Genomic DNA, 26,371 nt, shown 5'->3' with positions numbered 1-26,371 from the left:
TACACACTTCGCAACGCACAGTGAGCCGGCTGCGCCGTTCGGGCCGGATTTTCAAGGCTTTGGACGAAAGAAGCGTTAGTCACGCCACGTGACGTATTGCATCGCAGCAATTAGTTGTTAACTTCCCCGCGAGATATATCAAAGGCATGGCGCTGCTCGTCGTCCCTTCGGTCGCAGGCAGCAGCGGGGTTCTCGATGTTCTACCAGCTCTATGAAATGAACCACGCCGCCATGCAGCCCGCGCGCCTTTATGCCGATGCGGTGCGCCTGTTCTACACCAATCCGCTCAATCCGTTTTCGCACACGTCCTGGGGCCGTTCGGTCGCGGCGACCGCCGAACTGTTCGAGCGCACCACGCGCCGCTACAGCAAACCGACATTCGGCCTCGACAAGACAGTGGTCGACTGGAAGAGCGTCGAGGTCACCGAGAAGACCGTGTGGTCGCGGCCGTTCTGCAATCTCGTCCGCTTTGAACGCGCTGTTCCCGCCGGGCGCCGCGCGGATCCGAAGCTGTTGATCGTGGCGCCGATGTCCGGCCACTATGCGACGCTGCTGCGCGGCACGGTCGAGGCGATGCTGCCCTATGCCGACGTGCATATCACCGACTGGGTCGATGCCCGCATGGTGCCGCTCGTCGACGGCAGTTTCGATCTCGACGATTATATCGACTACATCATCGACATGCTGCACGCGCTCGGCCCCGACACCCATGTGATGGCGGTGTGCCAGCCTTCCGTGCCGGTGCTTGCGGCCGTGGCGCTGATGGAAACGCGCGGCGACCCCTTCGTTCCCTCGACCATGACCTTGATGGGCGGCCCGATCGACACCCGCCGCAACCCGACCGCGGTCAATCTCCTGGCCGAGGAAAAGGGCATCGAATGGTTCCGCGACAATGTCGTGATGCAGGCGCCCTGGCCGGTGCCGGGCTTCGGCCGCGAGGTCTATCCCGGCTTCCTGCAGCTGTCCGGCTTCATGAGCATGAATCTCGACCGCCACATCATCGCCCACAAGGACTTCTTCATGCACCTGGTGAAGCATGATGGCGACAATGCCGAGAAGCACCGCGATTTCTACGACGAGTATATGGCTGTCATGGACCTGACGGCGGAATTCTACCTGCAGACCGTCGACACCGTCTTCGTGCGCCATGCCTTGCCCAAGGGCGAGATGACCCATCGCGGCATCAGGATCGATCCGTCGGATATCCGCAACGTCGCGCTGTTCACGGTCGAAGGCGAGAACGACGACATTTCCGGCCTTGGCCAGACCAAGGCGGCGCATGATCTGTGCCCCAACATCCCTGCCGACAAGAAGGCGCACTACATGCAGCCGGCGGTCGGCCATTACGGCGTATTCAACGGCTCGCGCTTCCGCTCCGAAATCGTGCCGCGCATCGTCGACTTCATCACCAGCTATGGTCGCCAGGACCGTGTTGCGGTGAAGCCGAAGCTGGTCGGCGTCGCCAGAAGATAGATCTCGCAGCGACAATCCGCGCCAGTTCGCCGGCAAAAGGCGGCCGGCCGGCCGATTCTGTTGCAGCCGATTCTGTTGCACAAGTGCCGCTGTCCTACCCCTCGGGTAACCATGCCAACAATCCGACCGTCGTCGTAATTGACACGGACTGTAAATCCCCCTTAACCTTTCGTTAATAACAAAGGGTGGACGGGGACAATGATATCCTCATCAATGGCGCGAAGGCTGCGCGTGTATGTGGCAGCCGGGCTGGCAGTAACGGGAGGCTGGGTGGCACCGGCTTTGGCGGCTGGAGCGATGGCGACCGGGGGCCTCACCTCGCAGCCGATCGGCCACTATGATTTCTGCAAGCTCCATCCGGGCGAATGCTCGATCCGCCCGAGCAATCTGGCGCCGGCCGCGATGACCGACGGGCTGATGCGCAAGCTGATCAACGTCACCGCCAGGGTCAACGCCGCCGTCAAGCCGATGAGCGACATGGAAATCTACGGCAAGGACGAAGTCTGGGCCTATCCCGACAAGGGCGTCGGCGACTGCGAGGACTATGTGCTGGAAAAGCGACGCCAGCTTTCGCGCATGGGCATCTCGCTTGCCGACCTTCTGATGACCGTCGTGCGCAAGCCCGACGGCGAGGGCCATGCGGTGCTGACGGTGCGCACCGACAAGGGCGACTATGTGCTCGACAATCTGAACGACAAGGTCAAGTCGTGGGACCAGACCGGCTACCGCTTCCTCAAGCGGCAGGCGATCGACAACACCGGCCGCTGGGTCTCGATCCGCGGTGGCCAGCAGGTCCTGGTCGGCTCGGTTCAGTAGCGGGCGACGTATTCGAAGCACGATCACGCGTCTTCAGCTGCTTTCGGTGGATACCGGAACTCGGCGCCGCCCCTCATTGTCCTGCCGGACATTGCTCCCCGTATCGTGACGGGGAGAAAGACGCTGTCATCAATGATTTCGCCAATTGTCGTCGTCGCAAGACGGGCGCCAACGTCGCGGCCATCACCCTTCTCCCCATCACCATACGGGGAGAAGGTGCCGGCAGGCGGATGAGGCGCGGCGCCGCGCTACAAGCTCTGCACTTCGCGCCTTCCAACAGTTCCGCATTTCTCCATGAACCATTTCCTCCCGGCCAACGACACACAGCCGTGGACAGAAACCGACCATGGAGACTTCAGATGACTGCACTTTTGCGAAATGCCCTTCTCGCCGCCGTCGCGGTATCCGGCATGGCCGGATCCGCTTTGGCCGATCAGACCTTCACAAGCTGCGCCAAGACATCAACCAACGATTTGTGGAGCGGGCGCTGTTGCAGCGCCGGCGACTCGAACTGCCTGGGCGGCGGAAACGGCGGTCAAAACCATGGAGACAAGGGCGGCCGGGGAAATAATGGCGGCGCGGCCGGCAAAAAATGATCTCATCAGTGCTGACCGCCGGCGGCCAGCCGGCGGGCAGCTCTTCGGGTAAAGCGGACGCCTTCGCGCGCGCAGGCAAACGCGCACCTCTGGCGTAGCTAGGGCTGCCGGCCCAGCGCCGCGCGGATCGACGCGGTAATGCGGCGCAATTCCGCCTCGTCGAGTTTCTCAATGTTCTCGGCCAGCAGATTGGCAAGCTCGGTGGCGGCGGGACTGAGGCCCGACGTGTCAAGCTTCACGCGCGGGTGCGAGGCTTCGGCCAGCCGCGCCAGCTCCTCGGCGTCATCCCAAATGATGTTGAAATAGCCGATGATCTTCTGGATCAGCGTCCAGGTCGGCGCACCCCGCCTGCCATGCTCCAGCGCCGACAGATAGGCGGCGCTGACGCCGATCGCCGCCGCCATGTCCTTCTGGCTGACACCGCGCTCGCTTCTGAGCGCCCGCAGCTTCTCGCCGAACGGGGTCATGCCGCCATCCTCATGCGCGCAGCCGCCGCAGCCGGATATAGAGCGCACCAGAACCGCCATGATTGCGGGCGGCGTGGTCGTGGCTGGAGACGAGCGGCCGGAAGGCGGGCGTCGACAGCCACGCCGGTACCGCGCGCCGCAGCACCCCGTCGCCGCCGGAGGACGAGCCCTTGCCGGTGATGACCAGCACATAGCGGATGCCGCCGGCATGCGCCCGGTGCAGGAACGAGAACAGCAGCGAATAGGCCTCGTCCTGGGTCAGGCCGTGCAGATCGACGCGGCCCTCGATCGGCAGCCGGCCTTTCGACAGCTTGTCCAGCGTCGGTTCGTCGAGCGCATGGGCGACATGCTGCGTCTTCGGCTTTGCCGTGCCTGCCTGGTTGGCAATGGGCTGGGCCGCTTGCACCGGTGTTGGCCTGGCTTCGGCAGGGATGTCGGGGATATCGACGGCAATCCTGCCCTTAAGCGGCTTGGCGGTGCGCGCCACCAGGTTCCACAGAACTCGGTCGTCCTCGCTGAGCTTATCTGGGCGCCGGGTCATCGATTCGCACCCGGAACAAGCGCGCGCGGGATCAGCGCATGAAAATCGGCCGCATGGCGCACCACCCCGGCGATCTCGCCGGCCGCGTCGCCCGAGCCGGCGAACAGGTCGCCGCGCGCCGGGCCGGTGATGGCGGAGCCGGTGTCCTGCGCGATCATCAGGCGCCGAAACGGTTTTGCGTCGAAAGCGATCAGCGATGGCGCGTCGATGTGGAACGGCGTGCCGAATGTGTGCAGCAGCCGGTCGACGGCGATGGAGCGGCCCGGCGTCAGCGGCACCTTGGCGGCGGCGATCGGGCCAAGGGCGGCGTCCTCGACATCAGCCTCGCGGAAGAAGATGTAGGAGCGGTTCTGCCAAAGGATCTCGTCGACACGGTCGGGATGCGCCTTGAACCAGGCGCGGATCGACTGCATCGTCACCTTTTCCAGCGGGATTTCGCCGGTCTCGCTTAAAATCTTGCCGGGTCCGGTGAAGCGCTGGCCGGATTTGGCGGCGTAGGTGACGCGCCGAAGCCGGCCATCGGTCATGTTCAGCCGCGCCGCACCCTGCACATGGATAAAGAAGGCATCGACCTTGTCGGCCAGCCAGGCGATTTCCAGCCCCTTGCGATCAAGCGCGCCGCGTTCGATGTCGCCGCGGTCGGGATATTCGACCGGTCCTTCCGGCGTCTGGCGGGCGAAGGCGAGGTAGGGGTCCAGTCCGGGCGGCCGGTTGGCGTCGTCGATGTCGACGAGATCGGCCGGACGCGACAGCAGCGGCACCGAAAACCGCTCCGTCCGCACCGGTGACGCCTCGACTTCGGGCTCGTAGAAGCCGGTGACGAGGCCGGAGCCGCCATTCTCGGCGCGGATATTCATCGGGATAAAATAACGTTCGAAGAAGGCGCGAGCCTGCGACCGATTCGCCGGCGAAACAATGCGGGCCTCGGCGTAGGCTTCCGCGAAAGCGCTGAAGTCGACACCGAGCGCGCCGCTGCGATAGGGCTTGGTCAGGACATGGAAGGCCGAGCGGCGAAAGGCCGCGAAGGCCGCCAGATGGTCGTCGTCACCCCAGCCGGGGATATCAGCAAAAGACCTGGCGACAAAAAGAGGCGATAGCGACACCGGAGCCTCGCCACTTGTACCGGGTTCAGTCTTCTTCCTCGGTGGCGACGAGCTTCCAGTTCGGATCGCGCGAGCGCGTGTCGCGGGCGAAGGTCCAGACGTCCTTGACCTCGGCGACGGTTTCGGGGTCGCCGTCGATGACGGCGCCGGCCTTGTCGCGGGTCGCCGAAATCAGCTCGCTGATGATGCGCAGCGTGACATGCGCCTCGCCGCCCTTCATCTCGGCCGAGACGATGTCGGCCTTGTCGATGCCGACGAAAGAGGACTGGATCTTTTCCGACTTGGCCTCGCGCTCGCCGATGGCGGCGACAAAGCCGTCAAAGACCTCGCGCGACAACAGGTTCTTCAGCGTTTTGCGATCGCCGTCGGCATAGGCCATGACGATCATCTCGTAAGCCATCTTGGCGCCGTCGACGAAACCCTTCGGCTCGAAGGACGGATCATTGTCCTTGATCGTGCGCAGACCCTTGTTGAGGTCGGTGTCGGGCTTGGCGAAAGCGTCGATCGCCGCATAGGTCTCGGCCGCCGGCTCGCCCGGCAACCGCTTGCGTGGCAGCGAGACGACATTTTCGGGTTTCTGGGCAGCATCCTTGTCGCCGCTGCGGGCCGCCGTGTAAGGGTCGAAGGGCGGCCGTTCGCTGCCGGTGCGACGGCCCAGCACATTGCGCAGCTGGAAAAAGATGACCACCGCCGCAATCAGGAAGAAAATCGTGCCGAAGTCGAAGAATCCCATATCTTCCGCCAATCAATCCCTGCCCTGTCGCCAGACCATCAGCCCCAGGGGCCACGGTCGCATAGCGTTCAACATTCAAAGCATATAGAACGCAAGGCGCAATCATTCAAATCAAAGGCAGGCATACCTATCTAACAGGCTCAGTGCCAGCGACGATTGCTCGCCGGCGGCCAAAACATCGAAACGGCCAAAACGATCGAGAGAGTTTGCAAGACTTGCGCATTTCGTTCCTTCCCCTTTTTGTCCTCGCGCTGCCGCTGCTGGAAATCGCCGGCTTCGTGGTTGTCGGACGCCAGGTCGGCGCCCTGGCGACGGTCGGCCTGGTGCTGGCGTCGAGCATCGCCGGCGCGCTGCTGCTCCGGCACCAGGGTTTCAGCGTCATGACGCGGATCCGGGCCGAGATGGACGCCGGCCGCGATCCGAGCCGCCAGCTCGCGCATGGCGCGATGATCGTGCTGGCGGCAATCCTTTTGATCATCCCCGGCTTCATCACCGATATTATCGGCCTGCTGCTGTTCCTGCCGCCGGTCCGCGATCTCGCCTGGCGGGCATTGAAGGGCCGCGTCGTGCTGGCCACCAATTTCAGCACCGGCGGATTCCGCGGCCGGCAGCGCGACAAGACCATCGACCTCGACGATGGCGATTATTCGCGCAGCGACGACTATGCGCGCGGCCCGGACCACAACTCTCCCTGGCGCCGCCTCAAGGACGAGTAAGGCGGCGTTCCCGGAAGGGAGGCGGCAAACCTTGTCTTGTCATGCCGACCATGGTAGCGAACGCCCGATTTCAATTCGGTCAGCGTTGCTGCCCAGGCAAGAGGACAAAGGCTTATGGCCAGCAAAGATGACGCGCCGGTCGGCGCAGCCAACGGAAACGGCAACACTGCGGCGCAGCCGTCGCTCAACGTTCTGGCCCAGTATGTGAAGGACCTGTCCTTCGAAAGCCCCGGCGCGCCGAATTCGCTGCGCGGCCGCGACAAGGCGCCCGGCATCGCCATCAACGTCAATGTCAACGCCAACCCGCTCTCCGACAAGCAGTTCGACGTCAATCTGACGCTGAACGCCAAGGCCTCCTTCGACCAGGAAGTGCTGTTCAATGTCGAGCTGGTCTATGGCGGCGTGTTCGCGATCAGCGGCTTCCCGCAGGAACACATGCTGCCGATCCTGTTCATCGAATGCCCGCGCCTGCTGTTCCCGTTCGCCCGGCAGATCATCGCCGAGGCGACGCGCAATGGCGGCTTCCCGCCGCTGATGCTGGACCCGATCGATTTCGCGCAGATGTTCCAGCAGAAGCTGGCCGAGGACCAGGCGGCGTCCAAGGTCCAGGTGAGCTGAGGCCTGCCTTGCAGAATTCATGAAAAGCCCGGCCTTGTGCCGGGTTTTTTGTTTGGGATGCCGGCCATCGGTAATCGGCTCGCGCGACGGGCAAGCGGCTGTATGGCAAGCGTGAGTTCATTCCTCGAACCCAGTCGAATTGAGCAGGGCGACCTGTTTTCCATCGATGAAAAAGCGGATCGCATGCGCACCGCCGTCGACTTCGATGCGCGTCGGCTCGACGGCCTGCGCTACGGGGGTGCCGTTGACATGCCGCTCCTGAATTTCTCCGGTCGGTCCGAAGTTCAGGAGCAGCAGAAGCGCGGCGCATCCAGTCGCGACCGCGACGTAGGGAGTTGCGGGAGAAGTGGACCAGGACATCTAATCGTTCCTTCCTTGTGAGGGGCGACATTTGCGGTTGGTATGATCGTTTTGAAAGCTCGGCGTCGGCAGTGCTCGACGGCCGTTTCACGGCTTTGGCCAAAGGAAGGGGATCGGCCCGATATAGTGCGAGTTTCGTGAAGGTTTTTTGCCCCTTGCCGCCGCCAGCTTAGCGCCAGCCCCCAAATGGCAAAGGGCGAGCGCGTGGAACAGCGTGGAATTCTGCGGATTTCCTGGAATACAGGCCTGTGGAAAAGCTTTGGGTGCCAATGCTGGCACGTGTTATGCGTGCAAAGGGCAAGTGGGGCGTCGGATGGCACAGCATATCGCGCAGAAGCTAAGGCTGACCTCGACCCTGCTCGGAACTGTCTCCCGCAAGGATCTCGCGGCTGCATTCCGCGCTGTCAACCCGAAGACGGCTTTCGATGTCGGTCGCGCCGACAAATGGCTGCAGGGCCGCGCGCAGCCGCGCGAACTCAGCGTCTATGACGACTGGTCGAAGCTTCTCGGCCTGGAGCAGCCCGGAGCCTGGGTTGCCGCGAGCGACCTGCCAGCCTTCACCGCGGCGATCTGCGCCCGCCACGGCATCGACAGGGCTGAGCTGGAGCGCCGTGCCAGTGCGCCATCGAAGGGATCCTTGCACGAGGATGGGAGTCTTGGCCTGGCCTTGGTCGGCACCTATGCCTGCTATTCGCGCGCCATGTCGCCCTATTATCGCGGCCAACTCATCAAAGGCAGCATGTCTATAAAAGCCGGGCCGGATGGGCACGGCCTGATTGCAGCCTATCGCGAGATACTGCCGACCGGGCAGCTGCTGATCGGCGGGCCGGTCACGCCGGCAAAACGCGGCCTCTATGCGCATCTGAAGGAACCCGGCGGCGACGCTCATTTCTTCTTCTGTCTGTTCCCGCAGTCGCAGCCGGGAAGCGTGCTCGGCGGCTATCTGTGCGGCGGCGCCATCATCGGTCCGGAGCCGCAGCCGTCACTGAGCAGAATCCTGATGATCCGCTTGCCCGATCCGCCGCACGGGACCGAGTTATGGGGCGGATATCTGGCGTCCGACCGGTCGATCGTCGCGGATCTGGCAGCGCTCGGCCTGATCATCGATCAACCGGAAGCCGTCAACCGGCAGCTCGCGCAGTTCCTGGCTGGAGACAGCAGCGACGGCGGCGCGCTCCAGATCCCGCCGGCCGAGTTCCACGCCATCCTCGACGTGTTCGACCGTCAGTGGCTGCGGTACCCGGCATAGTGTGCTGATTCCGAGGTTCGGGACCTTCGCCCATCAAAGCTTTAAGTCTTTTGATTTCGATCTGGCGGACGTTCTCGCCGCCCTGCGCCGGCGCGGTTGCGCTGTCGAGGATGAGTGCCGCCTGCTTGCTGCCGATCAGCTCGACATAGACTTCGGCCAGCAGCTCAGAATCGAGCAAGGCGCCATGCTTGGTGCGCCTTGTGTTGTCGATGCCGTAGCGCCGGCAGAGCGCGTCGAGCGAATTGGGGGCCATCGGGTGTTTGCGGCGCGCCAGCGTGTCGACGACACGGCCATTGTCGATGACCGGATGACCCAGCCGCCCGAATTCGACATTGAGGAAGCCGGGGGCGCCACAGGAATATATCGAGGGCGCGTAATTTGGAATGCGCTGCCCGCCTATGCCTCGATTGAGGCAGCTGCAAGTCGCGCAACCGTGGTCGTTATCGAACTCCTCCGACGCCGGGATCGTTGGTGGACCTACCCGTGAGGAAGAAAAGTGGCATTTGGCCCTTACCCTTCACGTTGACCGTTCCACGCTCCTCGAACGTGTAGCTTGCTCCTAAGACGCGCTTCACTTCTGGTGTAATTTGAATACGCCCGGGCACACCGGAGGACTCCATCCGAGCCGCTACGTTTATCGTATCACCCCAAACATCGTAGAATGGCTTGCGACGGCCTATGACACCTGCGACAGCAGGTCCGGAGTGGAATCCGATGCGAACTGCGACTTCCTCACCGAATTCGACGGTCAGGCGCCCTGCCACTTTGATCATGTCCAAAGCCATATTCGCGACCGAGTTTGTGTGCCCTTCAGCAGGAATCGGCATTCCTCCGGCCACCATGTAAGCGTCGCCAATCGTTTTGATTTTCTCCAGGCCGTGCTTTTCCGCCAACAGGTCGAATTCCCCAAAAATGCGCTCAAGGAATGCCACCAGTTCCTCTGGCCGCTTGCGCGCTGCACTTGATGTGAAACCGACAACATCCGCGAAAAGAACGGTCACCGAATCGAACTTGTCCGCAATGACGCTGTCAGGACGCTCCCTGAGGCGCGTTGCTATGGGATTTGGCAGGAGGTTCTGCAGGAGAAGCTCAGACCGAGCGTATTCTCGCTGTAGGGATGCTTCGGCCGACTCCGCCAGGCGGAAGGCAACGAACGTTGTGCAGGCCAAAATTGCCTCAAGGGCGAACATCGACAAGATGAAGACGCTATCGTCAAATCCAATATCCAGCGACTCGGAAAACGGATTGCGTATTTGCGGAAGCCAAGGGCGCCCGGGGAACACCAGCGTCGGTAGTGTGAATTCAAGCACCAGGAACGTCGAAATGGCGACAAATGTAAGCGCTGCAACAAGTATCGGCCGCCGGGTACCCAGCAGCAGCGGAAGAACCGGTCCGGCGGAAATTAGAAAGAAATGTGCCCCGGAATCCCTCCCAGACAGCAGCGCCAACAGCACCACAATCGCGAACATTAACGCTAGCAGAAGGTATGCTGCAGCGGCGTTTGAGAAGCCATTTTGTGAATGGCACCGACAGAAATAGCAAACTGGCGACAAAATTTATCGCCAGGAACCTATCGTGATGAACGGCCCCTGCCGCGAAATTGAAGCCGCAGAAAAACAGACAGATCGAAGCCGCTCCCAACGCCACCACGTTTACCAGATAAACGCGCCGGCCCGATGCCACTCCGTCTTGCGGAATCCCTCGGCGCAGCACCGCTTGGAGGACCGCATTGAACCGCATGACCAATCGACGGATGTGAGTTTTCATCGGCCACCCAATCCGCACAAGCGCTCAGAGTGGCGCCCTAACGGAAATTTCGCCTCCTATTCCATTGCTTTGCCTCTGAGGGATCGACGGGAGCGGCTCTGCCCGACCGATACATGTACTCCACATTCCAACCCGCGGATGTGTTGCCATTCTTCGCCGCTTGTCGGTACCAGGCAATCGCCTGATCATCGTTTGGCGAAGTACCAAGCCCGGTTTCGTACATCCAACCCAGTTCATTCTGGGCAAATGGCAGACCCTGATCGGCAGCCAATTGCATCAGACGAAATGCCTCGTCTGCGTTTTGTCGGACGCCGCGGCCGTCAAGGTGAGCGAAACTTAGTTCAACCAGCGCCCACGGAAGACGCTGGTCAGCCGCAGCGCGAAGCCAAGTTGTCGCTTGGGCTTCATCAGCGCTAACGCCGCGGCCATTCAGATACGCATCCCAAAGGTTCAACTGCGCAGCCGGCTGGCCTTGGGTTGCGGCCTTGAGGAACCAATTCACCGCACGGGCTTCATCGCGAGCGACGCCTAAACCTTCATAGTAGAGCCATCCAATATCATTCTCAGCCACTGCGTCCCCAGCGTCTGCAAGCGGCTCCAGCATTCTCATTGCGGCTGCATAATCTGCGCGCGCGATTGCGTCTTCAGCATCGTCTAAGATGGAAGCGTGCGCGAACGACGAAACGCCGATCAATACAGCCGCAATGATTTCTCGCCGCCAGCTCATGAATGGCAGTCCTTTAACGCGGGACAACCTGGGCGCAAACTTATGGCATACCTAAAACTAGTTCGATCATGATCTCGCTCTAGGTGGTCGGTCAAGGCGCAAATGCGACCCAAGGCTTGGTCGAGGCGACGGCCGACTTCCGGTCCGAAGCGCAGCGTCAGCGGCGCGCGGGGTGTCCGCGCGAGTTCAGCGACGCGCTCATGACTGCGAGCCAGAAGGGCGGCACCTATAATCGGTGTCACCAACGATCCCGGCCGCCGCATGCCAGAACACAAATCCGGCGAGGGTTCGGGTTCTACCTGTCGCTACGGCGTCCAACGGCTGGTTTGGTAATCGGCAATTCGCCAGAAGAACAGGCCTGTCTCGAAGGTCTGCCTGCATAACCCCGCGCTGCCAACCAACCTTAGCTGGTCGCTAGTTCCCAAGAACCTTCAACCACAGCGCCTTTTCGCCGAGCGTAGCGACCATGCCTGCGTGCGCGCCGCGCTCGGCTTCGGTTAGGCGCAATGGCAAGGGTGCCGGGCGCTGGCTGATGGTGATTTCGATCTGGCGGATATTCTCGCCGCCCTGGGCCGGCGCGGTTGCGCTGTCTAGGATGAGTGCCGCCTGCTTGCCGCCGATCAGCTCGATATAGACTTCGGCCAGCAGTTCGGAATCGAGCAAGGCGCCGTGCTTGGTGCGCCTTGTGTTGTCGATGCCGTAGCGCCGGCAGAGCGCGTCGAGCGAATTGGGGCCCATCGGGTGCTTGCGGCGCGCCAGCGCCAGCGTGTCGACGACACGGCCATTGTCGATGACCGGGTGACCCAGCCGGCCGAATTCGACATTGAGGAAGCCGACGTCGAACGTCGCATTGTGGGCGACCAGCTTGGCGCCATCGATGAAGTTGAGCCACTCCTCGGCAATCTCGGCAAAGGTCGGCTTGCCCGCCAGGTCCGCCATGCTGATGCCGTGAACCGCCTGCGCTTCGGCGTGGATCGCGCGGCCCTGCGGATTGATATAGTGGTGGAAGGTCTTCCCGGTCGGAAAGCGGTTGACCAGTTCGATGCCGCCCAGCTCGATGACGCGGTCGTCACGCGAATCAAGGCCGGTGGTTTCCGTGTCGAAGATGATCTCACGCATCGAATCAGTCCGCTCCAAACGAGCAGAATCATGAGACCGGAACAAAATGGCAATGGGCAATGCTGACGGCCTGCCCTCAGGAGCCTGCCTTGCCAGACTTATCCCCGGAGAGTTCGGCAATGATCGCGGCGACGGCGGCGCGGGCGGCGTCCATCCCCTGTCCGGTGTCGATGACGAAATCGGCCTGACGACGCTTTTCCGCATCCGGCACCTGCTTGGCCAGGATCGACGCCAGTTTTTCCTCCGTCATGCCGGGCCGCGCCAGCACCCGCTGGCGCTGGACCTCGGCCGGCGCGGTGACGACGACGACCTTGTCGACGCGGTTGCGGCCGCCGGTTTCGAACAGCAGCGGGATGTCGAGGACGGAAAGCGATGCGCCGGCGGCGCGATGCCTGGCCAGGAAGGCACCGGCATCGGCGCGCACCAGCGGATGGATGATGGCCTCGAGCCGCTTCAGCGCGGTGGCGTCGCCGAGCACACGCTCGCCAAGTTTTGCGCGATCGACCACGCCGGCACTAGTCGTGCCGGGAAAGGCAGCCTCGACCAGGGGGGCAGCCTTGCCGGCATAGAGGCGATGCACCGCCTCGTCGGAATCGTGAACCGGCACGCCGGCCTCCGCAAACATCTTTGCCGTCGTCGACTTGCCCATGCCGATCGAGCCGGTGAGACCGAGCACGATCATAGTTTCGGCACCAGGTCCGCCACGATGAACGCGCGCAGTTCAGCCGTCACCTGCGGCCTGACGCCGAACCAGCGCTCGAAGCCGGGCACGGCCTGGTTGAGCAGCATGCCGAGACCGTCGACGGTCTTCAGCTTCCTTGCGCGGGCCGCGGCAAGCAGCGGCGTCTCCAGCGGTACATAAACGATGTCGTTGACAATGGCGTGATCCGGCAGCAGAGCCGGATTGGCGGCAAGCGCCTCGTTGCCGTGCATGCCGAGCGCCGTGGTGTTGACCAGCAGGCCGGCATCGGCAAGCAATTCATTGGTCGCCGCCATGCCATGCGCCGAGACGCCGGCGCCGAAACGATCGCGCAATTCCTGCGCCCGGGCCAGCGTGCGGTTGACGATGCGGATGTCGGGGACACCGCGTTCTTTCAGCGCATGAATGACAGCGCGCGACGCGCCGCCGGCGCCAAGCACGACCGCCGGGCCGTTGCTCGCCCAGCCCGGCGCATGATCGTCGAGGTTGGCGGCAAAGCCGTGACCGTCGGTGTTGCCGCCCCACAAGGTGCCGCCCTCGAACCAAAGCGTGTTGACGGCGCCGATCTCCTCAGCCGCCTCATCGCGGCGGTCGACCAGCGCGAAGGCGGTCTCCTTGTGCGGGATGGTGACATTGCCGCCCTGGTAGAAGTTCGCCTGCAATGTCTTGAGGAATTCGGCAAAATCCTGCGGCGCCACGTCGATGGCATGGTAGCTGCCGTCGATGCCATGTTCGGCCAGCCAGTGGCCATGGATCTTCGGCGAACGCGAATGCCGGATCGGATGACCGGTGACGAAGGCCTTTTTCGACGCCTCAGCCATCGATTGCTCCAAGGTCACGAAGTTCGGCCAGCAGCGGCAGCAGCGGCAGGCCGACAATGGTGAAATGGTCGCCCTCGATTTTCTCGAACAGCTCGATGCCTTCGCCCTCGACCTGGTAGGCGCCGACGCTTGCCAGCGCCTTGGCGCCGACACGGGCGAGATGGCGGCCGATGAAGGCAGGGTCGAGCTTGCGCATGGTCATGCTGGCGATGCCGACATGCCGCCAAAGCACCTGACCATCGCGGACCAGCACGGCGGCGCTGTTGAGCTGATGGGTCTTGCCCGACAGCGCCAGCAGGTGACGGCGCGCGCCCTCCATGTCGGCCGGCTTGTGGAACACCTCGTCGCCGAGCGACAATGTCTGGTCGCAGCCGAGCACCAGCGCACCGGGCCTGCGTTCGCTGACTTCAGTCGCCTTGGCCTCGGCCAGCACCAGGGCAACATCCTCCGGCGAGACACCGCTGTCCTGCAAGGGTGCCTCGAGCGCCCGCTCGTCGACATCGGCCGCAACCGCCTCGACGTCGACACCGGCATTGACGAGCATCGCCTTGCGGAACGGACTGCCCGAAGCGAGGATGATTTTCTCAGTCATGATTTTTTCGCGCCTGGTTTTCTGGCACCACCTAGGGGTGTTGAGATTCGGGTCAGGCCGCGCCGAAAATGGTGGCTCCCGAGAACCGGAGCGGAGCGTACTTTTCGTACGTGAGCACCGGAAGCGCAGGAAGCCGCCGTTTGCAGGTCGGCATCACCTGAATATCGACACCCCTAGCGCGACTTCCCGCGCAGGGCAACGATCGCCGCCGCGGTTTCCTCGATCGAGCGGCGGCTGACATCGATCATCGGCCAGCCATGCCGCGTGCAGATCTTGCGGGCGTAGGCGAGCTCCTCATTGATGGCGGCACGGTCGACATAGTCGCTCGCCTCGTAGGTGCTGCTGTTGCCGAGGATGCGGTTTTGCCGGACATGCGAGATGCGCTCGGCGGTCGCGATCAGCCCGACGATCAGCGGCGTCTTGGCGTTGACCAGGCTCTCCGGCACCGGCACGCCGAGCACGATCGGAATGTTGGCGGTCTTGATGCCGCGGTTGGCGAGATAGATGCTGGTCGGCGTCTTCGACGTGCGCGAGATGCCAACCAGCACGATATCGGCATCGTCCATATTGGCCGGCAGCTGGCCGTCATCATGCTCCATGGTGAAATTGAGGGCATCGATGCGGCGGAAGTATTCGGCGTCGAGCACATGCTGGGCGCCGACGCGGCGGCCGGCCGGCGTGCCGAGATAGGACTGGAACACGGTCAGCACCGGCTCCAGCACCGACACACAGGGCAGGCCCATGGTTGCGCAGCGCTCGTCGATGCCGCGCGCCAGCTTCTGGTCGACGACCGTATAGAGGATGATGCCCGGCTCCTCCTCGATGTCCTCGAACACCTTGGCCACCTGCTTTTCGGTGCGGATGAGCGGGTAGATATGCTCGATGGCGCGCGCATCCTTGTATTGCGCCGAAGCCGCGCGGCCGGCGGCGAGCAGCGTTTCGCCGGTCGCATCGGAAATCAGGTGCAGGTGGAAGAAGCTCTGGGGTTTGTTCACAGGGGGTCACTCCAGGCTGTGGGCGGCTGTGGATAAAGCGGGATGGAAAGACCGGCCCGTCACAGGCGACTGTATCAGATGGCAGTTTGTCCACAATTCGTTGTGCTGTCAGCTTTGTCTGGCGGCTGGGGACAAGTCTGGGGACGGCTGCTTTTGCCTCTCGTTCGTCCACAGGGACGGCTTTTCTCGACACTTCCTAACGCCTTGACTCCAGTGATGGATTCCCGGCTTTCCCCAGAACCCTACAGTTTGGCTGGGCAAGCGCGCGACAATATGCTGGCTGGTGTTTTTCGAGGCAAAGCGGGACAGGAGACAACCACCAGAACCAACAGACTCTTAGAATCAGAAGAATCTTAGATATAAAGATATTTGATTATAGAGAGGCTTGGAGAAGCGAGCGCTCGATGCCCCAGAACCGGATCATGCTGGACGTCCTGAAGGGCAAGACGGTGTTCCCTCCCCCGCTCTGGATGATGCGTCAGGCCGGGCGTTACCTGCCGGAGTATCGGGAGACACGCCGGCGGGCCGGTTCGTTCCTCGACCTTTGCTACGATCCCGACCTTGCCGTCGAAGTGACCATGCAGCCGATCGAGCGCTTCGGCTTCGATGCATCGATCCTGTTCTCGGACATCCTTGTCGTTCCGCATGCGCTAGGCCGCGACGTGCGCTTCGAAGAGGGACGTGGTCCGCTGCTGACGCCGATCACGGCGGCCGAGATTGCGGCTCTGGAAAGCAAAACGTTTCACGTGAATCTCGAACCGGTCTACGAGACGGTTCGCCGGCTGCGGGCAAAACTGCCCGACGAGACAACGCTGATAGGCTTCTGCGGTGCGCCGTGGACGGTGGCGACCTACATGATCGCCGGCCATGGCACGCCCGACCAGGCGCCGGCGCGGCTGTTTGCCTATCGCGAGCCGGCAGCCTTCCAACACTTGCTGAAAGTGCTGGCCGATCATTCGGCTGCCTATCTCATCCGCCAGATCGAGGCCGGTGCGGATGTGGTGCAGATTTTCGATTCCTGGTCAGGCGTGCTCGATGATGCATCGTTCGACCTGTTCTGCGTGCAGCCGGTGGCCGAGATCGTTGGTCGGGTTCGGGCGGTTCATCCCGATGTTCCGATCATTGGCTTTCCCAAGGGAGCCGGTGCGCGCTACCGGACTTATCGCCAGAAGACCGGCGTAACGGCCCTGGGGATCGACTGGACGGTGCCCCTGATAGCGGCGAAGGATTTGCAGCGCTTGGGTGCGGTCCAAGGCAACCTTGATCCCTTGCGGCTCGTGGCTGGCGGCAAAGCCCTTTCCGATGGTGTCGAGGCCATCCTGAAAGCGCTGGGAGACGGGCCGCTGATTTTCAATCTCGGCCACGGCATCACGCCGGAGACGCCGATAGCCCATGTCGAGGCAATGGTGAAACTGGTGAGGAGCGCGACACGCTGATGACTGATTCAAACAGCACTGGTAACACGAACAGCACCGGCCAGGCGATGATGCGCATGATATCTGGCATTGCCGTGCTGGTCGTTCTCACGGCACTTTTGTATTTCGTCGCGCCCGACAGTTTCTATCCATGGGCGAAGGCGATCCACATCCTTGCCGTCATCGCGTGGATGGCCGGCATGCTTTATCTGCCGCGGCTGCTGGTCTATCACGCCGATGCCGAGAAGGGCTCGGTGCAGTCCGAAACCTTCAAGGTGATGGAGCGCCGCCTGCTGCGCGGCATCATCAATCCGGCAATGATCGTTACCTGGGTGTTTGGTCTGTGGCTCGCCTGGAAAGGCTTTGGTTTTCACGGCGGCTGGTTGCACGCCAAGATCGGTGCCGTGCTTCTGTTGTCCGCCGTTCATGGCTATCTGGCTGGCGCGGTGCGCAAATTCGCCGAGGACCGCAATGAAAAACCGGCGCGGCACTGGCGAATCGTCAACGAGATCCCCACATTGCTGATGATCGCAATTGTGATCCTGGTTGTCGTCAAGCCGTTTTGATGCATGTCGCTCAAAAGCGGCTACGGTTTTGAGACCGCGGCCTGCATGATGCGGTAAGGCCCACAGGCCCATAAAACGCAGCTTGCTCTTTCACCCGACCGACGATAAAAGACGGGTCTTCCTTCCCGTCATGCGCCGCCCTTCGTTGCTTTCGGCCGCGCCCGGCATTTGTCGCATCCCGCCGATATTTTTCCCAAAGCTTACCCAGACTCCATCTATTCAAGGTCCGTCTATGCAAGAAATGAAACTCGCCGAGTTCAAGAACAAGAAACCGCCAGAGCTGATCGCTTATGCCGAATCGCTCGAGGTCGAAAACGCCAGCGTCATGCGCAAGCAGGAGTTGATGTTCGCGATCCTGAAGAAACTGGCCGCCCAGGACGTCGAGATCATCGGCGATGGCGTGGTCGAGGTGCTGCAGGATGGTTTCGGCTTCCTGCGCTCGGCCAATGCCAACTATCTGCCAGGTCCCGACGACATCTATATTTCGCCGTCGCAGATCCGGCGCTTTTCGCTGAAGACCGGCGATACGGTCGAAGGGCCGATCCGCAGCCCGAAAGAGGGCGAGCGCTATTTCGCGCTGCTCAAGGTCAACACCATCAATTTCGACGATCCCGAAAAGATCCGTCACAAGATCCACTTCGACAATCTGACGCCGCTCTATCCGACCTCGCGGCTGAAGATGGAAATGGAGGTTCCGACCTCCAAGGACATCTCGGCCCGCGTCATCGACCTGGTGGCGCCGCTCGGCAAGGGCCAGCGCGCCCTGATCGTGGCGCAGCCGCGCACAGGCAAGACGGTGCTCTTACAGAACATCGCCCACTCGATCACCACCAACCATCCCGAATGCTACCTGATCGTGCTTCTGATCGACGAGCGGCCGGAAGAAGTCACCGACATGCAGCGCTCGGTGAAGGGCGAGGTCGTGTCCTCGACCTTCGACGAGCCGGCGGTGCGCCACGTGCAGGTCGCCGAAATGGTCATCGAAAAGGCCAAGCGGCTGGTCGAGCATGGCCGTGACGTCGTCATCCTGCTCGATTCGATCACCCGTCTCGGCCGCGCCTACAACACCGTGGTGCCGTCATCCGGCAAGGTGCTGACCGGCGGTGTCGACGCCAACGCGCTGCAGCGGCCGAAGCGCTTCTTCGGCGCCGCCCGCAACATCGAGGAAGGCGGTTCGCTGACCATCATCGCCACGGCGCTGATCGATACTGGCAGCCGCATGGACGAAGTCATCTTCGAAGAGTTCAAGGGCACCGGCAATTCGGAAATCGTGCTCGACCGCAAGGTTGCCGACAAGCGCATCTATCCGGCCATGGACATCCTGAAGTCCGGCACCCGCAAGGAAGACCTGTTGGTCGCCCGCCAGGACCTGCAGAAGATCTTCGTGCTGCGCCGCATCCTGGCGCCGATGGGAACCACCGACGCGATCGAGTTCCTGATCGACAAGCTCAAGCAGACCAAGACGAATGCGGATTTCTTCGATTCGATGAATACGTAAGGGGCTGGGGGGCAGGCGTTAGCGATCCTTCGCGCCCCCCTCTGTCCTGCCGGACATCTCCCCCTCAAGGGGGGAGATCGGATGTCACCTCCGCTTTCGCCAATTTCCAATGTTAAAAATGTTAAAGAAGGCGAGCCGGCGCCGAAGCTGCCAATCTCCCCCCTCGAGGGGGAGATGCCCGGCAGGGCAGAGGGAGGCGCTGTCCCGCGGCCGTCTTGCAAAGTTCTAAGCCGGCCTTTCGGGAGGCACCTTACCGCCGTCGCAACAGACGCTCGAGCTCTTCAGCATCCGTCACCACCGGCAAACACACCTGCCCCGTGCACAACCATGCACCCGGCCTGTCGGTTGGCGGCAAGATACCGCCGGGCAGCAAGGGTCGATTCGCTTCCGAACCGACCGAAACGACAATATCGACCCGACGCGGGTCCGGACTTCGATTCGCAACCGGTACAAGCCCGGGATTGGCCAGGTCGTCGATCAGCACCAGTTTCAGCGGCTCGATCGCCAGTGCGCAGGCGTTGACGATGCCGGCCTGGCCATAGGCTTGCTGCGCGGCGCGGCCGGCAGCGTGCTCGGCGACTGTCCAGGCTTTCTCCTGCAGGTCTAGATCGCCGGTGACGGAAGCGAGCCGAACTAGCGCTTCGATGATCTGGCCGGTCGCGGAAGGAATGGCCTCGTCGACATCGCCCCTGATGCGGATCGGCACGTCGGTGCTGTCGGAGGCGGTCAGATAATAGCCGGTCCTGTCGGCGTCGGCGTGCCAATGGTCGAGCTGCGCGATGAATTGACTGGCCTGGTCGACGTAGCTCCAATTGCCCGTTGCTTCGAACAGTGAGATCGCCGCGTTGGTCATGGCGGCGTAGTCGCTCGATAGGGCGGGAAACAACTTCCTGGCGCCGAGCATCGAATGCGGCAAACGGCTGTCGCGGCTGGCGGCGCTGATATGGGCGAAGGCCTTTGCCGCCGCGTCGATCCAGTCGCGCCGCGCCAGCGACCGGCCGGCCTCGGCAAGCGCTGCAATCATCAGGCCATTCCAGTCGGTGAGTGTCTTTGCGTCCAGGCCGGGCCTGACTCGCTCTTCCCGGATGGCGAGAAGTTTCGCATTGAGCGGAATGAGTTTTTCGCGCTCGGCCACACTTTGGGACTGCTGCGAGCGGGTTTGATGGACAACCGGCTTGCCTTCCCAACCGTGCGGGCTGGAGAGCGTGAAGTATTTGAAAAACAACGTTGAATTGTCGCCGAGCGCGGTTTCGATCTCTTGCCCACTCCAGGTGTAGAACAGCCCCTCCTCGCCGTCGCTGTCGGCGTCGAGGCTGGCGGCAAAAGCACCGCCGTCAACGCGCATTTCGCGCAACAGCCAGTCGACCGTGTCTTCGATTCGTATCCGGAACAAATCATTTCCGCTCGCCGCATAGGCCCAGTTGCAAAAGCGGATGAGCTGGGCGTTGTCGTAAAGCATCTTCTCGAAATGCGGCACCAGCCATTCGGCGTCGGTCGAGTAGCGGCTGAGCCCGCCGCCAATGTGGTCGTAGATGCCGCCGCTCAGCATCCGGTCGAGGCTGAGCAGGACATCGTCGCGGTGGGTGGCATTGCCGTCGCGCAGCCAGGACAGCCAGAGGGTGAGCATGAACGGCGCGTTGGGGAATTTCGGCGCGCCGCGCAGGCCACCGAGATCGCGGTCGATCATGCCGTCGATGCCCCTGGCAAGGTTTTCCAGCGTGTCGCGATCAAGTGCGGTTCTGGCATGCGAACCGGCAAGCCGCGCCTCGACATGCGTGGTCAGGCCGTCGGCGCTCTGGTTCAGGCTCGCCCGCTTCTCGCGCCAGGCCTTGTCCACCGCCTGCATCACCTGGATGAAGCCTGGACGGCCATAGCGCGGCTCGCGCGGGAAATAGGTGCCGCCCCAGAACGGCTTGCCGTCCGGCGTCAGGAACATGGTCAGCGGCCAGCCGCCCTGCTCGCCCATCGATGACAGGGCGGCCATGTAGATCTGGTCGATGTCCGGCCGCTCCTCGCGGTCGACCTTGATATTGACGAACAGACGGTTCATGACGGCGGCGACGTCGTCATTCTCGAAGCTTTCGTGCGCCATGACATGGCACCAGTGGCAGGCGGCATAGCCGACCGAGAGCAGGATCGGCCTGTCCAGAGCCCTCGCCTCTTCAAGCGAAGCCGGCGACCAGGCCCGCCAATGGACGGGATTGCCGCTGTGCTGCTGCAGATAGGGGCTGGCTTCTTCAGCAAGCAGGTTTTGTGGAGGCAATGTCACGATCAGGCTACCCGGCAATGATTGAACGGGAAGCTAGGGCGGTTCAACAGAGCGGGCAAATGATTTCAAGGGATTCTATCGTTGCGCTGTCGAGCGGCCGGCTTCCGGCCGGCGTTGCCGTCATCCGCATTTCCGGCCCCCGGACTCGATTCGTAGTCGAAACGATTGCCGACGGTATGGTTAAGGACCGGACGACAGTTCTACGCAAGTTCAGGGCGCCGGACGGAAGCGTGCTGGACAACGGTCTGGTGGTCTTTTTTCCCGGCCCCGCAAGCTTTACGGGCGAGGATGTCGCGGAATTCCACGTCCATGGCGGACGTGCCGTGGTGACCAGGATGCTGGAGACGATCACCGGCTTTGACGGCGTCCGACATGCCGAACCTGGTGAATTTACGCGCCGCGCCTTCCTCAATGGCAAGGTAGACCTGGTAGAAACCGAAGCGCTGGCCGATCTCGTCAATGCCGAGACCGAAGCACAGCGGCGCTTTGCGGTCCAGAACGCCGAAGGCGCGCAGAGCGAACTCTATCTCAGCTGGCGCCGCCGGCTGGTCCATGCCCGCGCCATGATCGAGGCCGAGATCGACTTTGCCGACGAGGATGATGTACCGGGTTCCGTTTCGGATACGGTCTGGTCCGACGTGCGGACGATGATCGGTGAGATCGACCGGCACGTCGCCGGGTTTCGCGCCGCCGAAATCATCCGCGACGGGTTTGAGGTCGTTATTCTCGGTGCGCCCAATGCCGGCAAATCGAGTCTGTTCAATGCCTTGGCGCGGCGCGATGCCGCTATTGTAACGGATGAGCCCGGCACGACCCGCGACCTGCTCTCGGTAGTGCTGGATCTCGATGGGCTGCGCGTCCGGCTGACGGACACCGCCGGACTGCGCGACGCGCCGGGGAAGGTCGAGGCGATCGGCATTGAAAAGGCGAGGGCCAAGGCCGACCGCGCCGACCTTTTGCTGCTGTTGCAGGACGTCGCCGATCCGCAGGAGGTCGACTCGCTCCCGATGGCGATACCAACCTTGCGCGTCGGCACCAAGTTCGACCTGCTGGACGGGCAGGCGGCGCGCGATGCCGACAGTCGCTACGATCACACAATCTCGGTTGTGGAGGGGACGGGCGTGGGGGCACTGCTGGCGGAAATCGGCCAGCGCGCGGCGAGCGCTGCCGGCGACGTCGGCGATATTTTGCCGTCACGGCTGCGCCATGTCGAACTGCTCGGCGAGGCGAACCGGCATCTGCGCCGAGCCGTTGACGACCGGGCCATTGGGCAGGAACTGCGCGCCGAGGAGTTGCGGCTGGCGGCCGATCGGCTGGGCCGAATCGTCGGCGCCATCGACGTCGAGGACATGCTAGACGTGATTTTCTCGCAGTTCTGCATTGGGAAATGACTCACGTGAAACACAACGGTGCCGAATATCTCATTTCACGTGAGGCAGTCCCGAGCAACTTAGGAGATAGCGGCCGATGTTGGCGCCGCCCCTCATTGCCCTGCCGGGCATTTCTCCCCGTATAGTGATCAGGAGAAAGAAGCTGGCCATAGCGCCGACGCCTTTCTTGCAACGCCGGTGATTGGCGAAGCCCGCCGGCGACAGCATCCTCTCCCCGTCACTATACGGGGAGAGGATGTCGGCAGGCAGGTTAGGGCAGCGCTGACCAACAATGGATTGCCCCCTTGCGCTGATTCACGTGAAACATGGCTGCGAGGCCGTCGTCGCACTGTTTCACGTGAAACGACTCGCGGAGTTTTCTTGACAGCATCGCCTTGCGGGGACATGTGTCGCACAATCCTTTTCTGAGTCCAGGACGTTTGGAAATGACCGATCACTATGATGTGGTTGTGGTGGGCGGCGGCCATGCGGGATGCGAGGCGGCCAGTGCGGCCGCGCGCGCCGGCGCCAAAACCGCGCTCGTGACGTTGCGCTTCGACACGATCGGCGTGATGTCGTGCAATCCGGCCATCGGCGGGCTCGGCAAGGGCCATCTGGTTCGTGAGATCGATGCCATGGACGGGTTGATGGGCCGGGTGGCGGATGCCGCCGGCATTCAGTTCCGTCTGCTCAACCGCCGCAAGGGGCCGGCGGTGCGCGGTCCGCGTACGCAGGCCGACCGCAAGCTCTATCGCCTTGCCATGCAGGAAGCGATTCGGCTCCAGAACGATCTCGATGTGATCGAGGGCGAGGTTCTCGACTTCGAGATCGTCGATGGCCGGATCGCGGCTGTCCTTCTGGCCGATGGCCGACGGCTGGCCTGTGGCGCCGTGGTTCTGACGACCGGGACGTTCCTGCGCGGGCTCATTCATATCGGCGACAAGAAGATCGTCGCCGGGCGCATGAACGAGCAGGCGAGCATCGGCCTGTCGGCGACGATGAGCCGCGTTGGTTTCGCGCTCGGTCGGCTGAAGACCGGCACCCCACCGCGGTTGGACGGGAAAACCATTGATTGGGCGTCGCTGGACAAGCAGGCGGCGGATGAGGATCCGGTGCCGTTCTCGCTGATGACCGATCGCATTGAGACACCGCAGATCGAGTGCGGCATCACGCGCACAACTGCGGCCACGCATGATTTGATCCGCGCCAATCTCGGCCGGTCCGCCATGTATTCCGGCTCGATCGAAGGCGTGGGCCCGCGCTATTGCCCGTCGATCGAGGATAAGATCGTCAAGTTTGGCGACCGGGACGGACATCAGATCTTTCTCGAGCCGGAAGGGCTCGACGACGACACGGTCTATCCCAATGGCATTTCGACCTCGCTGCCGCAGGATGTGCAACTGGACATCCTGAAAACCATTCCTGGGCTTGAGCGCGCTGTCATGCTGCAGCCGGGCTATGCCATTGAATATGATCATGTCGATCCGCGCGAGCTGACCACGGGCCTGGAGACCAGGCGCCTCAGCGGGCTCTTTCTCGCCGGGCAGATCAACGGCACCACCGGCTATGAGGAGGCGGCCGGACAAGGCCTGCTGGCCGGCCTCAATGCGGCGCGGCGGGGGGCGGGCAGCGAGCAGATCGTGCTCAGCCGCACCGAGGCCTATATCGGCGTGATGGTCGACGATCTGACCAGCCGCGGCATCAGCGAGCCCTACCGGATGTTCACTTCGCGGGCCGAGTTCCGGCTGTCGCTGCGCGCCGACAATGCCGATGAGCGGTTGACGCCGTTGGCCGCGAAGCTGGGGATCGCCTCGGTGCAGCGGATGCAGCGCTACGGCAACATGATGCGGCAGCTCGACGAAGCGCGTCAGTTGGCGGTGTCGCTCGCCATGACCCCCAATGAAGCGGCGCGTCACGGGCTGGAGATCAACCGGGATGGCGTGCGCCGCTCCGGCTATGAGTTGCTGGCCTATCCCGGTGTCGATGTGGCCTGGCTGGCTCGCGTCGAGCCGAGATTTGCCGATATCGACGCCAAGACGGCGGAGCGTCTCGAAACGGAAGCGAAATATTCGGTCTATCTCGACCGTCAGAAGACGGACGTGGCGCAGATCCGGCATGAGGAGAGCCGGTTGATCCCGGAGACGGTCGATTTCGGCGGCGTGCCTGGGCTCTCCAACGAGCTGAAGCAGAAGATGCGGGCGCGGCGGCCTCGCTCCATCGCCGATGCCCAGCGCATGGAAGGCATGACGCCGGCGGCGCTTGCAATCATTGTCGCGCATGTCCGGCACGCCGAGAGCGCGCAGAGGCCCGAGACTGATCAAGAGCCCGAGGATACCCAAAGGATTAAGGGTACTCAAAGGATTGTTGCGTGAGCTCTTTCTCCTGGAAGAGCCTGCAGGACGCCGCCGGCCCGGTTTCACGTGAAACATTCGATCGCCTGGTCGCGTTCGAGCAGATGTTCCAGAAATGGAATCGCAGCATCAACCTCGTTGCGCAGTCGACAGCAGGCGATGTCTGGCAGCGTCACATCCTGGACAGCGCGCAGCTTGGACGCATCGAGCCTACCGCGAAACATTGGGTCGATATCGGTTCGGGCGGCGGATTTCCGGGCCTTGTCATGGCCTTCCTGCTTGCCGAGCGCGACGGAGCCAGCATCGATCTGGTCGAAAGCAACCGCAAAAAGGCGTCGTTCCTGCAGACGGTCATCGGCCAGTTCGGCCTGCCGGCGCGGGTCGTGGCGCGCCGCATCGAAGACAGCCATGCGCTGGTTCCGGCGCCGCAGATCGTCACGGCGCGCGCCTTGGCCTCGCTTTCGACCTTGCTGGACCTGTCGGCGCCCTGGCTTACGTCAGGCGCACGCGGCCTGTTCCACAAAGGCCGGGATTACCGCGCGGAAGTGCAAGAAAGCGCTCACCGATGGGCCTTCGATCTGGTAGAACATCCAAGCGTGACCGACCCGCATGGGGTCATCCTTGAACTGTCGAATCTGCGACCTGTCTGATTTGCTCCAGGCGACCCAAAAATGAATTTCTGGCATAGATCCATGATGAAGAATGGCCCCCGAATCATCACCGTAGCCAACCAGAAGGGCGGCGTCGGCAAGACGACCACCGCCATCAATCTGGCCACTGCGCTCGCGGCAATCGGTGAAAAGGTGCTGATCATCGACCTCGATCCGCAGGGAAATGCGAGCACCGGCCTCGGCATCGACCGCAAAGATCGGACGGTCTCGTCCTATGACGTGCTGACGGGCGAACTGGATCTGGAAGCCGCGGCGATCCCGACGGCTGTGCCTGGCCTGTCGATCGTGCCGTCAACGCTCGATCTGCTCGGCATCGAGATGGAGATTGCTTCGGCGCCGGACCGGGTGCTGCGGCTGCGCAACGCCTTGCGTGCCTCGGCCGACCGTTCGGCCGGCTTCGGCTATGTGCTGATCGACTGCCCGCCGTCGCTCAATCTTTTGACGCTGAATTCGATGGCAGCGGCCGATTCGGTGCTGGTGCCGCTGCAATGCGAATTTTTCGCGCTGGAAGGTCTCAGCCAGTTGCTGGAGACCGTCGAGCAGGTGCGCCGTTCAATCAATCCGGATCTGACCATCCAGGGTATCGTGCTGACCATGTATGACGGCCGCAACAATCTCGCCAACCAGGTGGTGCAGGATGTGCGGGCGCACATGGGCGACAAGGTCTACGAGACCATCATTCCGCGCAATGTGCGGGTGTCCGAGGCCCCGTCCTACGGCAAGCCGGCGATCCTTTACGATTTGAAATGCTCAGGCAGCCAGGCCTATCTGCAGCTTGCGTCGGAAGTGATCCGCCGCGAGCGCAAATTGCGCGCCGCTTGATTAGCTGGAATGCATA

General features: G+C 62.6%; 26 protein-coding genes and 1 pseudogene. 13 read left to right on the top strand and 14 right to left on the bottom strand.

The features are described from left to right. The first annotated feature begins 195 nt into the window (after positions 1–195). The 3 genes from ACFFNA_RS22110 (at position 196) to ACFFNA_RS22100 (ending at position 2,885) form a co-directional block, all read left to right on the top strand. Positions 196–1,473 (top strand): polyhydroxyalkanoate depolymerase, encoded by a 1,278-nt coding sequence (locus ACFFNA_RS22110; protein WP_378921593.1) that lies wholly within the window; start codon positions 196–198, stop codon positions 1,471–1,473. Between the two features lie 198 nt (positions 1,474–1,671). After that, positions 1,672–2,289, top strand: coding sequence for a transglutaminase-like cysteine peptidase (locus ACFFNA_RS22105; RefSeq protein WP_378921591.1), 618 nt, complete (start codon positions 1,672–1,674; stop codon positions 2,287–2,289). Between the two features lie 359 nt (positions 2,290–2,648). Further along, on the top strand, positions 2,649–2,885 hold the full coding sequence (locus tag ACFFNA_RS22100) for a hypothetical protein (protein ID WP_378921589.1): 237 nt from the start codon (positions 2,649–2,651) through the stop codon (positions 2,883–2,885). Positions 2,886–2,983: 98 nt separating this feature from the next. Here the strand turns inward: ACFFNA_RS22100 and ACFFNA_RS22095 are convergent, their stop codons facing one another. Genes ACFFNA_RS22095 through ACFFNA_RS22080 form a run of 4 tightly spaced genes read right to left on the bottom strand, consistent with a single transcriptional unit; the run spans position 2,984 to position 5,729 of the window. Continuing rightward, the gene (locus tag ACFFNA_RS22095; RefSeq protein ID WP_111544025.1) at positions 2,984–3,352 is read right to left on the bottom strand and encodes a helix-turn-helix domain-containing protein; all 369 of its coding nucleotides are present in this window, start codon (positions 3,350–3,352) and stop codon (positions 2,984–2,986) included. A 10-nt stretch (positions 3,353–3,362) separates the two neighbouring features. Further along, positions 3,363–3,893, bottom strand: a complete 531-nt coding sequence (locus ACFFNA_RS22090) for a Smr/MutS family protein (RefSeq protein ID WP_378921588.1) — start codon at positions 3,891–3,893, stop codon at positions 3,363–3,365. After that, the gene (gene mltA / locus ACFFNA_RS22085) at positions 3,890–4,996 is read right to left on the bottom strand and encodes a murein transglycosylase A (RefSeq protein ID WP_378921586.1); all 1,107 of its coding nucleotides are present in this window, start codon (positions 4,994–4,996) and stop codon (positions 3,890–3,892) included. Before mltA ends, ACFFNA_RS22090 begins: the two co-directional genes overlap by 4 nt. 25 nt (positions 4,997–5,021) lie before the next feature. Next, positions 5,022–5,729: a Tim44/TimA family putative adaptor protein gene (locus tag ACFFNA_RS22080; RefSeq protein WP_111544028.1), complete on the bottom strand. Its 708-nt coding sequence runs from the start codon at positions 5,727–5,729 to the stop codon at positions 5,022–5,024. A 215-nt stretch (positions 5,730–5,944) separates the two neighbouring features. Between ACFFNA_RS22080 and ACFFNA_RS22075 the strand changes: the two genes are divergently transcribed. Beyond that, a complete protein-coding gene (locus ACFFNA_RS22075) occupies positions 5,945–6,445 on the top strand; it encodes an FxsA family protein (RefSeq protein WP_184872744.1) in 501 nt (166 codons plus the stop codon). Positions 6,446–6,559: 114 nt separating this feature from the next. Continuing rightward, the gene (gene secB, locus ACFFNA_RS22070; protein ID WP_111544030.1) at positions 6,560–7,063 is read left to right on the top strand and encodes a protein-export chaperone SecB; all 504 of its coding nucleotides are present in this window, start codon (positions 6,560–6,562) and stop codon (positions 7,061–7,063) included. 117 nt (positions 7,064–7,180) lie between these two features. Here the strand turns inward: secB and ACFFNA_RS22065 are convergent, their stop codons facing one another. Continuing rightward, positions 7,181–7,423: a hypothetical protein gene (locus tag ACFFNA_RS22065; RefSeq protein WP_111544031.1), complete on the bottom strand. Its 243-nt coding sequence runs from the start codon at positions 7,421–7,423 to the stop codon at positions 7,181–7,183. A gap of 313 nt (positions 7,424–7,736) precedes the next feature. On the opposite strand from ACFFNA_RS22065, the gene ACFFNA_RS22060 reads away from it, so the two are divergent. Beyond that, complete coding sequence (locus ACFFNA_RS22060) at positions 7,737–8,672, top strand: hypothetical protein (protein ID WP_378921583.1); 936 nt, start codon at positions 7,737–7,739, stop codon at positions 8,670–8,672. Positions 8,673–8,724: 52 nt separating this feature from the next. Here the strand turns inward: ACFFNA_RS22060 and ACFFNA_RS22055 are convergent. From ACFFNA_RS22055 to ACFFNA_RS22020, 8 genes and pseudogenes are all read right to left on the bottom strand, one after another. After that, positions 8,725–9,015: pseudogene (locus ACFFNA_RS22055) on the bottom strand (3'-5' exonuclease family protein); the annotation flags it as partial. Positions 9,016–9,112: 97 nt separating this feature from the next. Then, a complete protein-coding gene (locus ACFFNA_RS22050) occupies positions 9,113–10,225 on the bottom strand; it encodes an adenylate/guanylate cyclase domain-containing protein (RefSeq protein ID WP_378921581.1) in 1,113 nt (370 codons plus the stop codon). 251 nt (positions 10,226–10,476) lie between these two features. After that, positions 10,477–11,166, bottom strand: coding sequence for a tetratricopeptide repeat protein (locus tag ACFFNA_RS22045; RefSeq protein ID WP_111544034.1), 690 nt, complete (start codon positions 11,164–11,166; stop codon positions 10,477–10,479). Positions 11,167–11,580: 414 nt separating this feature from the next. After that, the gene (gene dnaQ, locus ACFFNA_RS22040; RefSeq protein WP_378921578.1) at positions 11,581–12,285 is read right to left on the bottom strand and encodes a DNA polymerase III subunit epsilon; all 705 of its coding nucleotides are present in this window, start codon (positions 12,283–12,285) and stop codon (positions 11,581–11,583) included. A 76-nt stretch (positions 12,286–12,361) separates the two neighbouring features. Continuing rightward, a complete protein-coding gene (coaE, locus tag ACFFNA_RS22035; RefSeq protein WP_378921576.1) occupies positions 12,362–12,967 on the bottom strand; it encodes a dephospho-CoA kinase in 606 nt (201 codons plus the stop codon). Then, entirely contained in the window at positions 12,964–13,806 is an 843-nt protein-coding gene (locus ACFFNA_RS22030; RefSeq protein ID WP_378921574.1) for a shikimate dehydrogenase, read from the bottom strand. The genes coaE and ACFFNA_RS22030 overlap by 4 nt, the downstream gene beginning before the upstream one ends. Then, the gene (locus tag ACFFNA_RS22025; protein WP_378921572.1) at positions 13,799–14,398 is read right to left on the bottom strand and encodes a Maf-like protein; all 600 of its coding nucleotides are present in this window, start codon (positions 14,396–14,398) and stop codon (positions 13,799–13,801) included. Before ACFFNA_RS22025 ends, ACFFNA_RS22030 begins: the two co-directional genes overlap by 8 nt. Positions 14,399–14,571: 173 nt before the next feature. Then, positions 14,572–15,393, bottom strand: coding sequence for a pyruvate, water dikinase regulatory protein (locus ACFFNA_RS22020; protein ID WP_111544039.1), 822 nt, complete (start codon positions 15,391–15,393; stop codon positions 14,572–14,574). 404 nt (positions 15,394–15,797) lie between these two features. Between ACFFNA_RS22020 and hemE the strand changes: the two genes are divergently transcribed. The 3 genes from hemE (at position 15,798) to rho (ending at position 18,872) form a co-directional block, all read left to right on the top strand. Further along, positions 15,798–16,829, top strand: coding sequence for a uroporphyrinogen decarboxylase (hemE, locus tag ACFFNA_RS22015; protein WP_378921570.1), 1,032 nt, complete (start codon positions 15,798–15,800; stop codon positions 16,827–16,829). After that, positions 16,829–17,374 carry a protoporphyrinogen oxidase HemJ gene (gene hemJ / locus ACFFNA_RS22010; protein ID WP_378921568.1) on the top strand — a complete coding sequence of 182 codons (546 nt, stop codon included), beginning with the start codon at positions 16,829–16,831 and terminating at the stop codon, positions 17,372–17,374. Before hemE ends, hemJ begins: the two co-directional genes overlap by 1 nt. Positions 17,375–17,606: 232 nt before the next feature. After that, the gene (gene rho / locus ACFFNA_RS22005; RefSeq protein WP_109663581.1) at positions 17,607–18,872 is read left to right on the top strand and encodes a transcription termination factor Rho; all 1,266 of its coding nucleotides are present in this window, start codon (positions 17,607–17,609) and stop codon (positions 18,870–18,872) included. 250 nt (positions 18,873–19,122) lie between these two features. Here the strand turns inward: rho and ACFFNA_RS22000 are convergent, their stop codons facing one another. Further along, entirely contained in the window at positions 19,123–21,141 is a 2,019-nt protein-coding gene (locus ACFFNA_RS22000) for a thioredoxin domain-containing protein (protein WP_378921565.1), read from the bottom strand. 59 nt (positions 21,142–21,200) lie between these two features. Between ACFFNA_RS22000 and mnmE the strand changes: the two genes are divergently transcribed. The 4 genes from mnmE (at position 21,201) to ACFFNA_RS21980 (ending at position 26,355) form a co-directional block, all read left to right on the top strand. After that, positions 21,201–22,532 (top strand): tRNA uridine-5-carboxymethylaminomethyl(34) synthesis GTPase MnmE, encoded by a 1,332-nt coding sequence (gene mnmE / locus ACFFNA_RS21995; protein ID WP_378921563.1) that lies wholly within the window; start codon positions 21,201–21,203, stop codon positions 22,530–22,532. A 425-nt stretch (positions 22,533–22,957) separates the two neighbouring features. Continuing rightward, a complete protein-coding gene (gene mnmG / locus ACFFNA_RS21990) occupies positions 22,958–24,883 on the top strand; it encodes a tRNA uridine-5-carboxymethylaminomethyl(34) synthesis enzyme MnmG (protein ID WP_378921561.1) in 1,926 nt (641 codons plus the stop codon). Next, complete coding sequence (rsmG, locus tag ACFFNA_RS21985; protein ID WP_378921559.1) at positions 24,880–25,512, top strand: 16S rRNA (guanine(527)-N(7))-methyltransferase RsmG; 633 nt, start codon at positions 24,880–24,882, stop codon at positions 25,510–25,512. The genes mnmG and rsmG overlap by 4 nt, the downstream gene beginning before the upstream one ends. 42 nt (positions 25,513–25,554) lie before the next feature. Then, positions 25,555–26,355, top strand: coding sequence for a ParA family protein (locus ACFFNA_RS21980; protein ID WP_378921557.1), 801 nt, complete (start codon positions 25,555–25,557; stop codon positions 26,353–26,355). The last annotated feature ends 16 nt before the right edge of the window (positions 26,356–26,371 follow it).

It is taken from the genome of Mesorhizobium kowhaii, from assembly GCF_042431665.1.
Taxonomy (GTDB): domain Bacteria; phylum Pseudomonadota; class Alphaproteobacteria; order Rhizobiales; family Rhizobiaceae; genus Mesorhizobium; species Mesorhizobium kowhaii.
This window is presented reverse-complemented; position numbering and strand designations above follow the sequence as displayed.

Excerpts from the sequence above, each read along its gene's own strand:
- ACFFNA_RS22110 (WP_378921593.1), top strand. The coding sequence starts at position 196 with ATGTTCTACCAGCTCTATGAAATGAACCACGCCGCCATGCAGCCCGCG.
- ACFFNA_RS22105 (WP_378921591.1), top strand. The coding sequence starts at position 1,672 with ATGATATCCTCATCAATGGCGCGAAGGCTGCGCGTGTATGTGGCAGCC.
- ACFFNA_RS22100 (WP_378921589.1), top strand. The coding sequence starts at position 2,649 with ATGACTGCACTTTTGCGAAATGCCCTTCTCGCCGCCGTCGCGGTATCC.
- ACFFNA_RS22095 (WP_111544025.1), bottom strand. The coding sequence starts at position 3,352 with ATGACCCCGTTCGGCGAGAAGCTGCGGGCGCTCAGAAGCGAGCGCGGT.
- ACFFNA_RS22090 (WP_378921588.1), bottom strand. The coding sequence starts at position 3,893 with ATGACCCGGCGCCCAGATAAGCTCAGCGAGGACGACCGAGTTCTGTGG.
- ACFFNA_RS22080 (WP_111544028.1), bottom strand. The coding sequence starts at position 5,729 with ATGGGATTCTTCGACTTCGGCACGATTTTCTTCCTGATTGCGGCGGTG.
- secB (WP_111544030.1), top strand. The coding sequence starts at position 6,560 with ATGGCCAGCAAAGATGACGCGCCGGTCGGCGCAGCCAACGGAAACGGC.
- ACFFNA_RS22065 (WP_111544031.1), bottom strand. The coding sequence starts at position 7,423 with ATGTCCTGGTCCACTTCTCCCGCAACTCCCTACGTCGCGGTCGCGACT.
- ACFFNA_RS22060 (WP_378921583.1), top strand. The coding sequence starts at position 7,737 with ATGGCACAGCATATCGCGCAGAAGCTAAGGCTGACCTCGACCCTGCTC.
- ACFFNA_RS22045 (WP_111544034.1), bottom strand. The coding sequence starts at position 11,166 with ATGAGCTGGCGGCGAGAAATCATTGCGGCTGTATTGATCGGCGTTTCG.
- dnaQ (WP_378921578.1), bottom strand. The coding sequence starts at position 12,285 with ATGCGTGAGATCATCTTCGACACGGAAACCACCGGCCTTGATTCGCGT.
- coaE (WP_378921576.1), bottom strand. The coding sequence starts at position 12,967 with ATGATCGTGCTCGGTCTCACCGGCTCGATCGGCATGGGCAAGTCGACG.
- ACFFNA_RS22030 (WP_378921574.1), bottom strand. The coding sequence starts at position 13,806 with ATGGCTGAGGCGTCGAAAAAGGCCTTCGTCACCGGTCATCCGATCCGG.
- ACFFNA_RS22025 (WP_378921572.1), bottom strand. The coding sequence starts at position 14,398 with ATGACTGAGAAAATCATCCTCGCTTCGGGCAGTCCGTTCCGCAAGGCG.
- hemE (WP_378921570.1), top strand. The coding sequence starts at position 15,798 with ATGCCCCAGAACCGGATCATGCTGGACGTCCTGAAGGGCAAGACGGTG.
- hemJ (WP_378921568.1), top strand. The coding sequence starts at position 16,829 with ATGACTGATTCAAACAGCACTGGTAACACGAACAGCACCGGCCAGGCG.
- rho (WP_109663581.1), top strand. The coding sequence starts at position 17,607 with ATGCAAGAAATGAAACTCGCCGAGTTCAAGAACAAGAAACCGCCAGAG.
- mnmE (WP_378921563.1), top strand. The coding sequence starts at position 21,201 with ATGATTTCAAGGGATTCTATCGTTGCGCTGTCGAGCGGCCGGCTTCCG.
- mnmG (WP_378921561.1), top strand. The coding sequence starts at position 22,958 with ATGACCGATCACTATGATGTGGTTGTGGTGGGCGGCGGCCATGCGGGA.
- ACFFNA_RS21980 (WP_378921557.1), top strand. The coding sequence starts at position 25,555 with ATGATGAAGAATGGCCCCCGAATCATCACCGTAGCCAACCAGAAGGGC.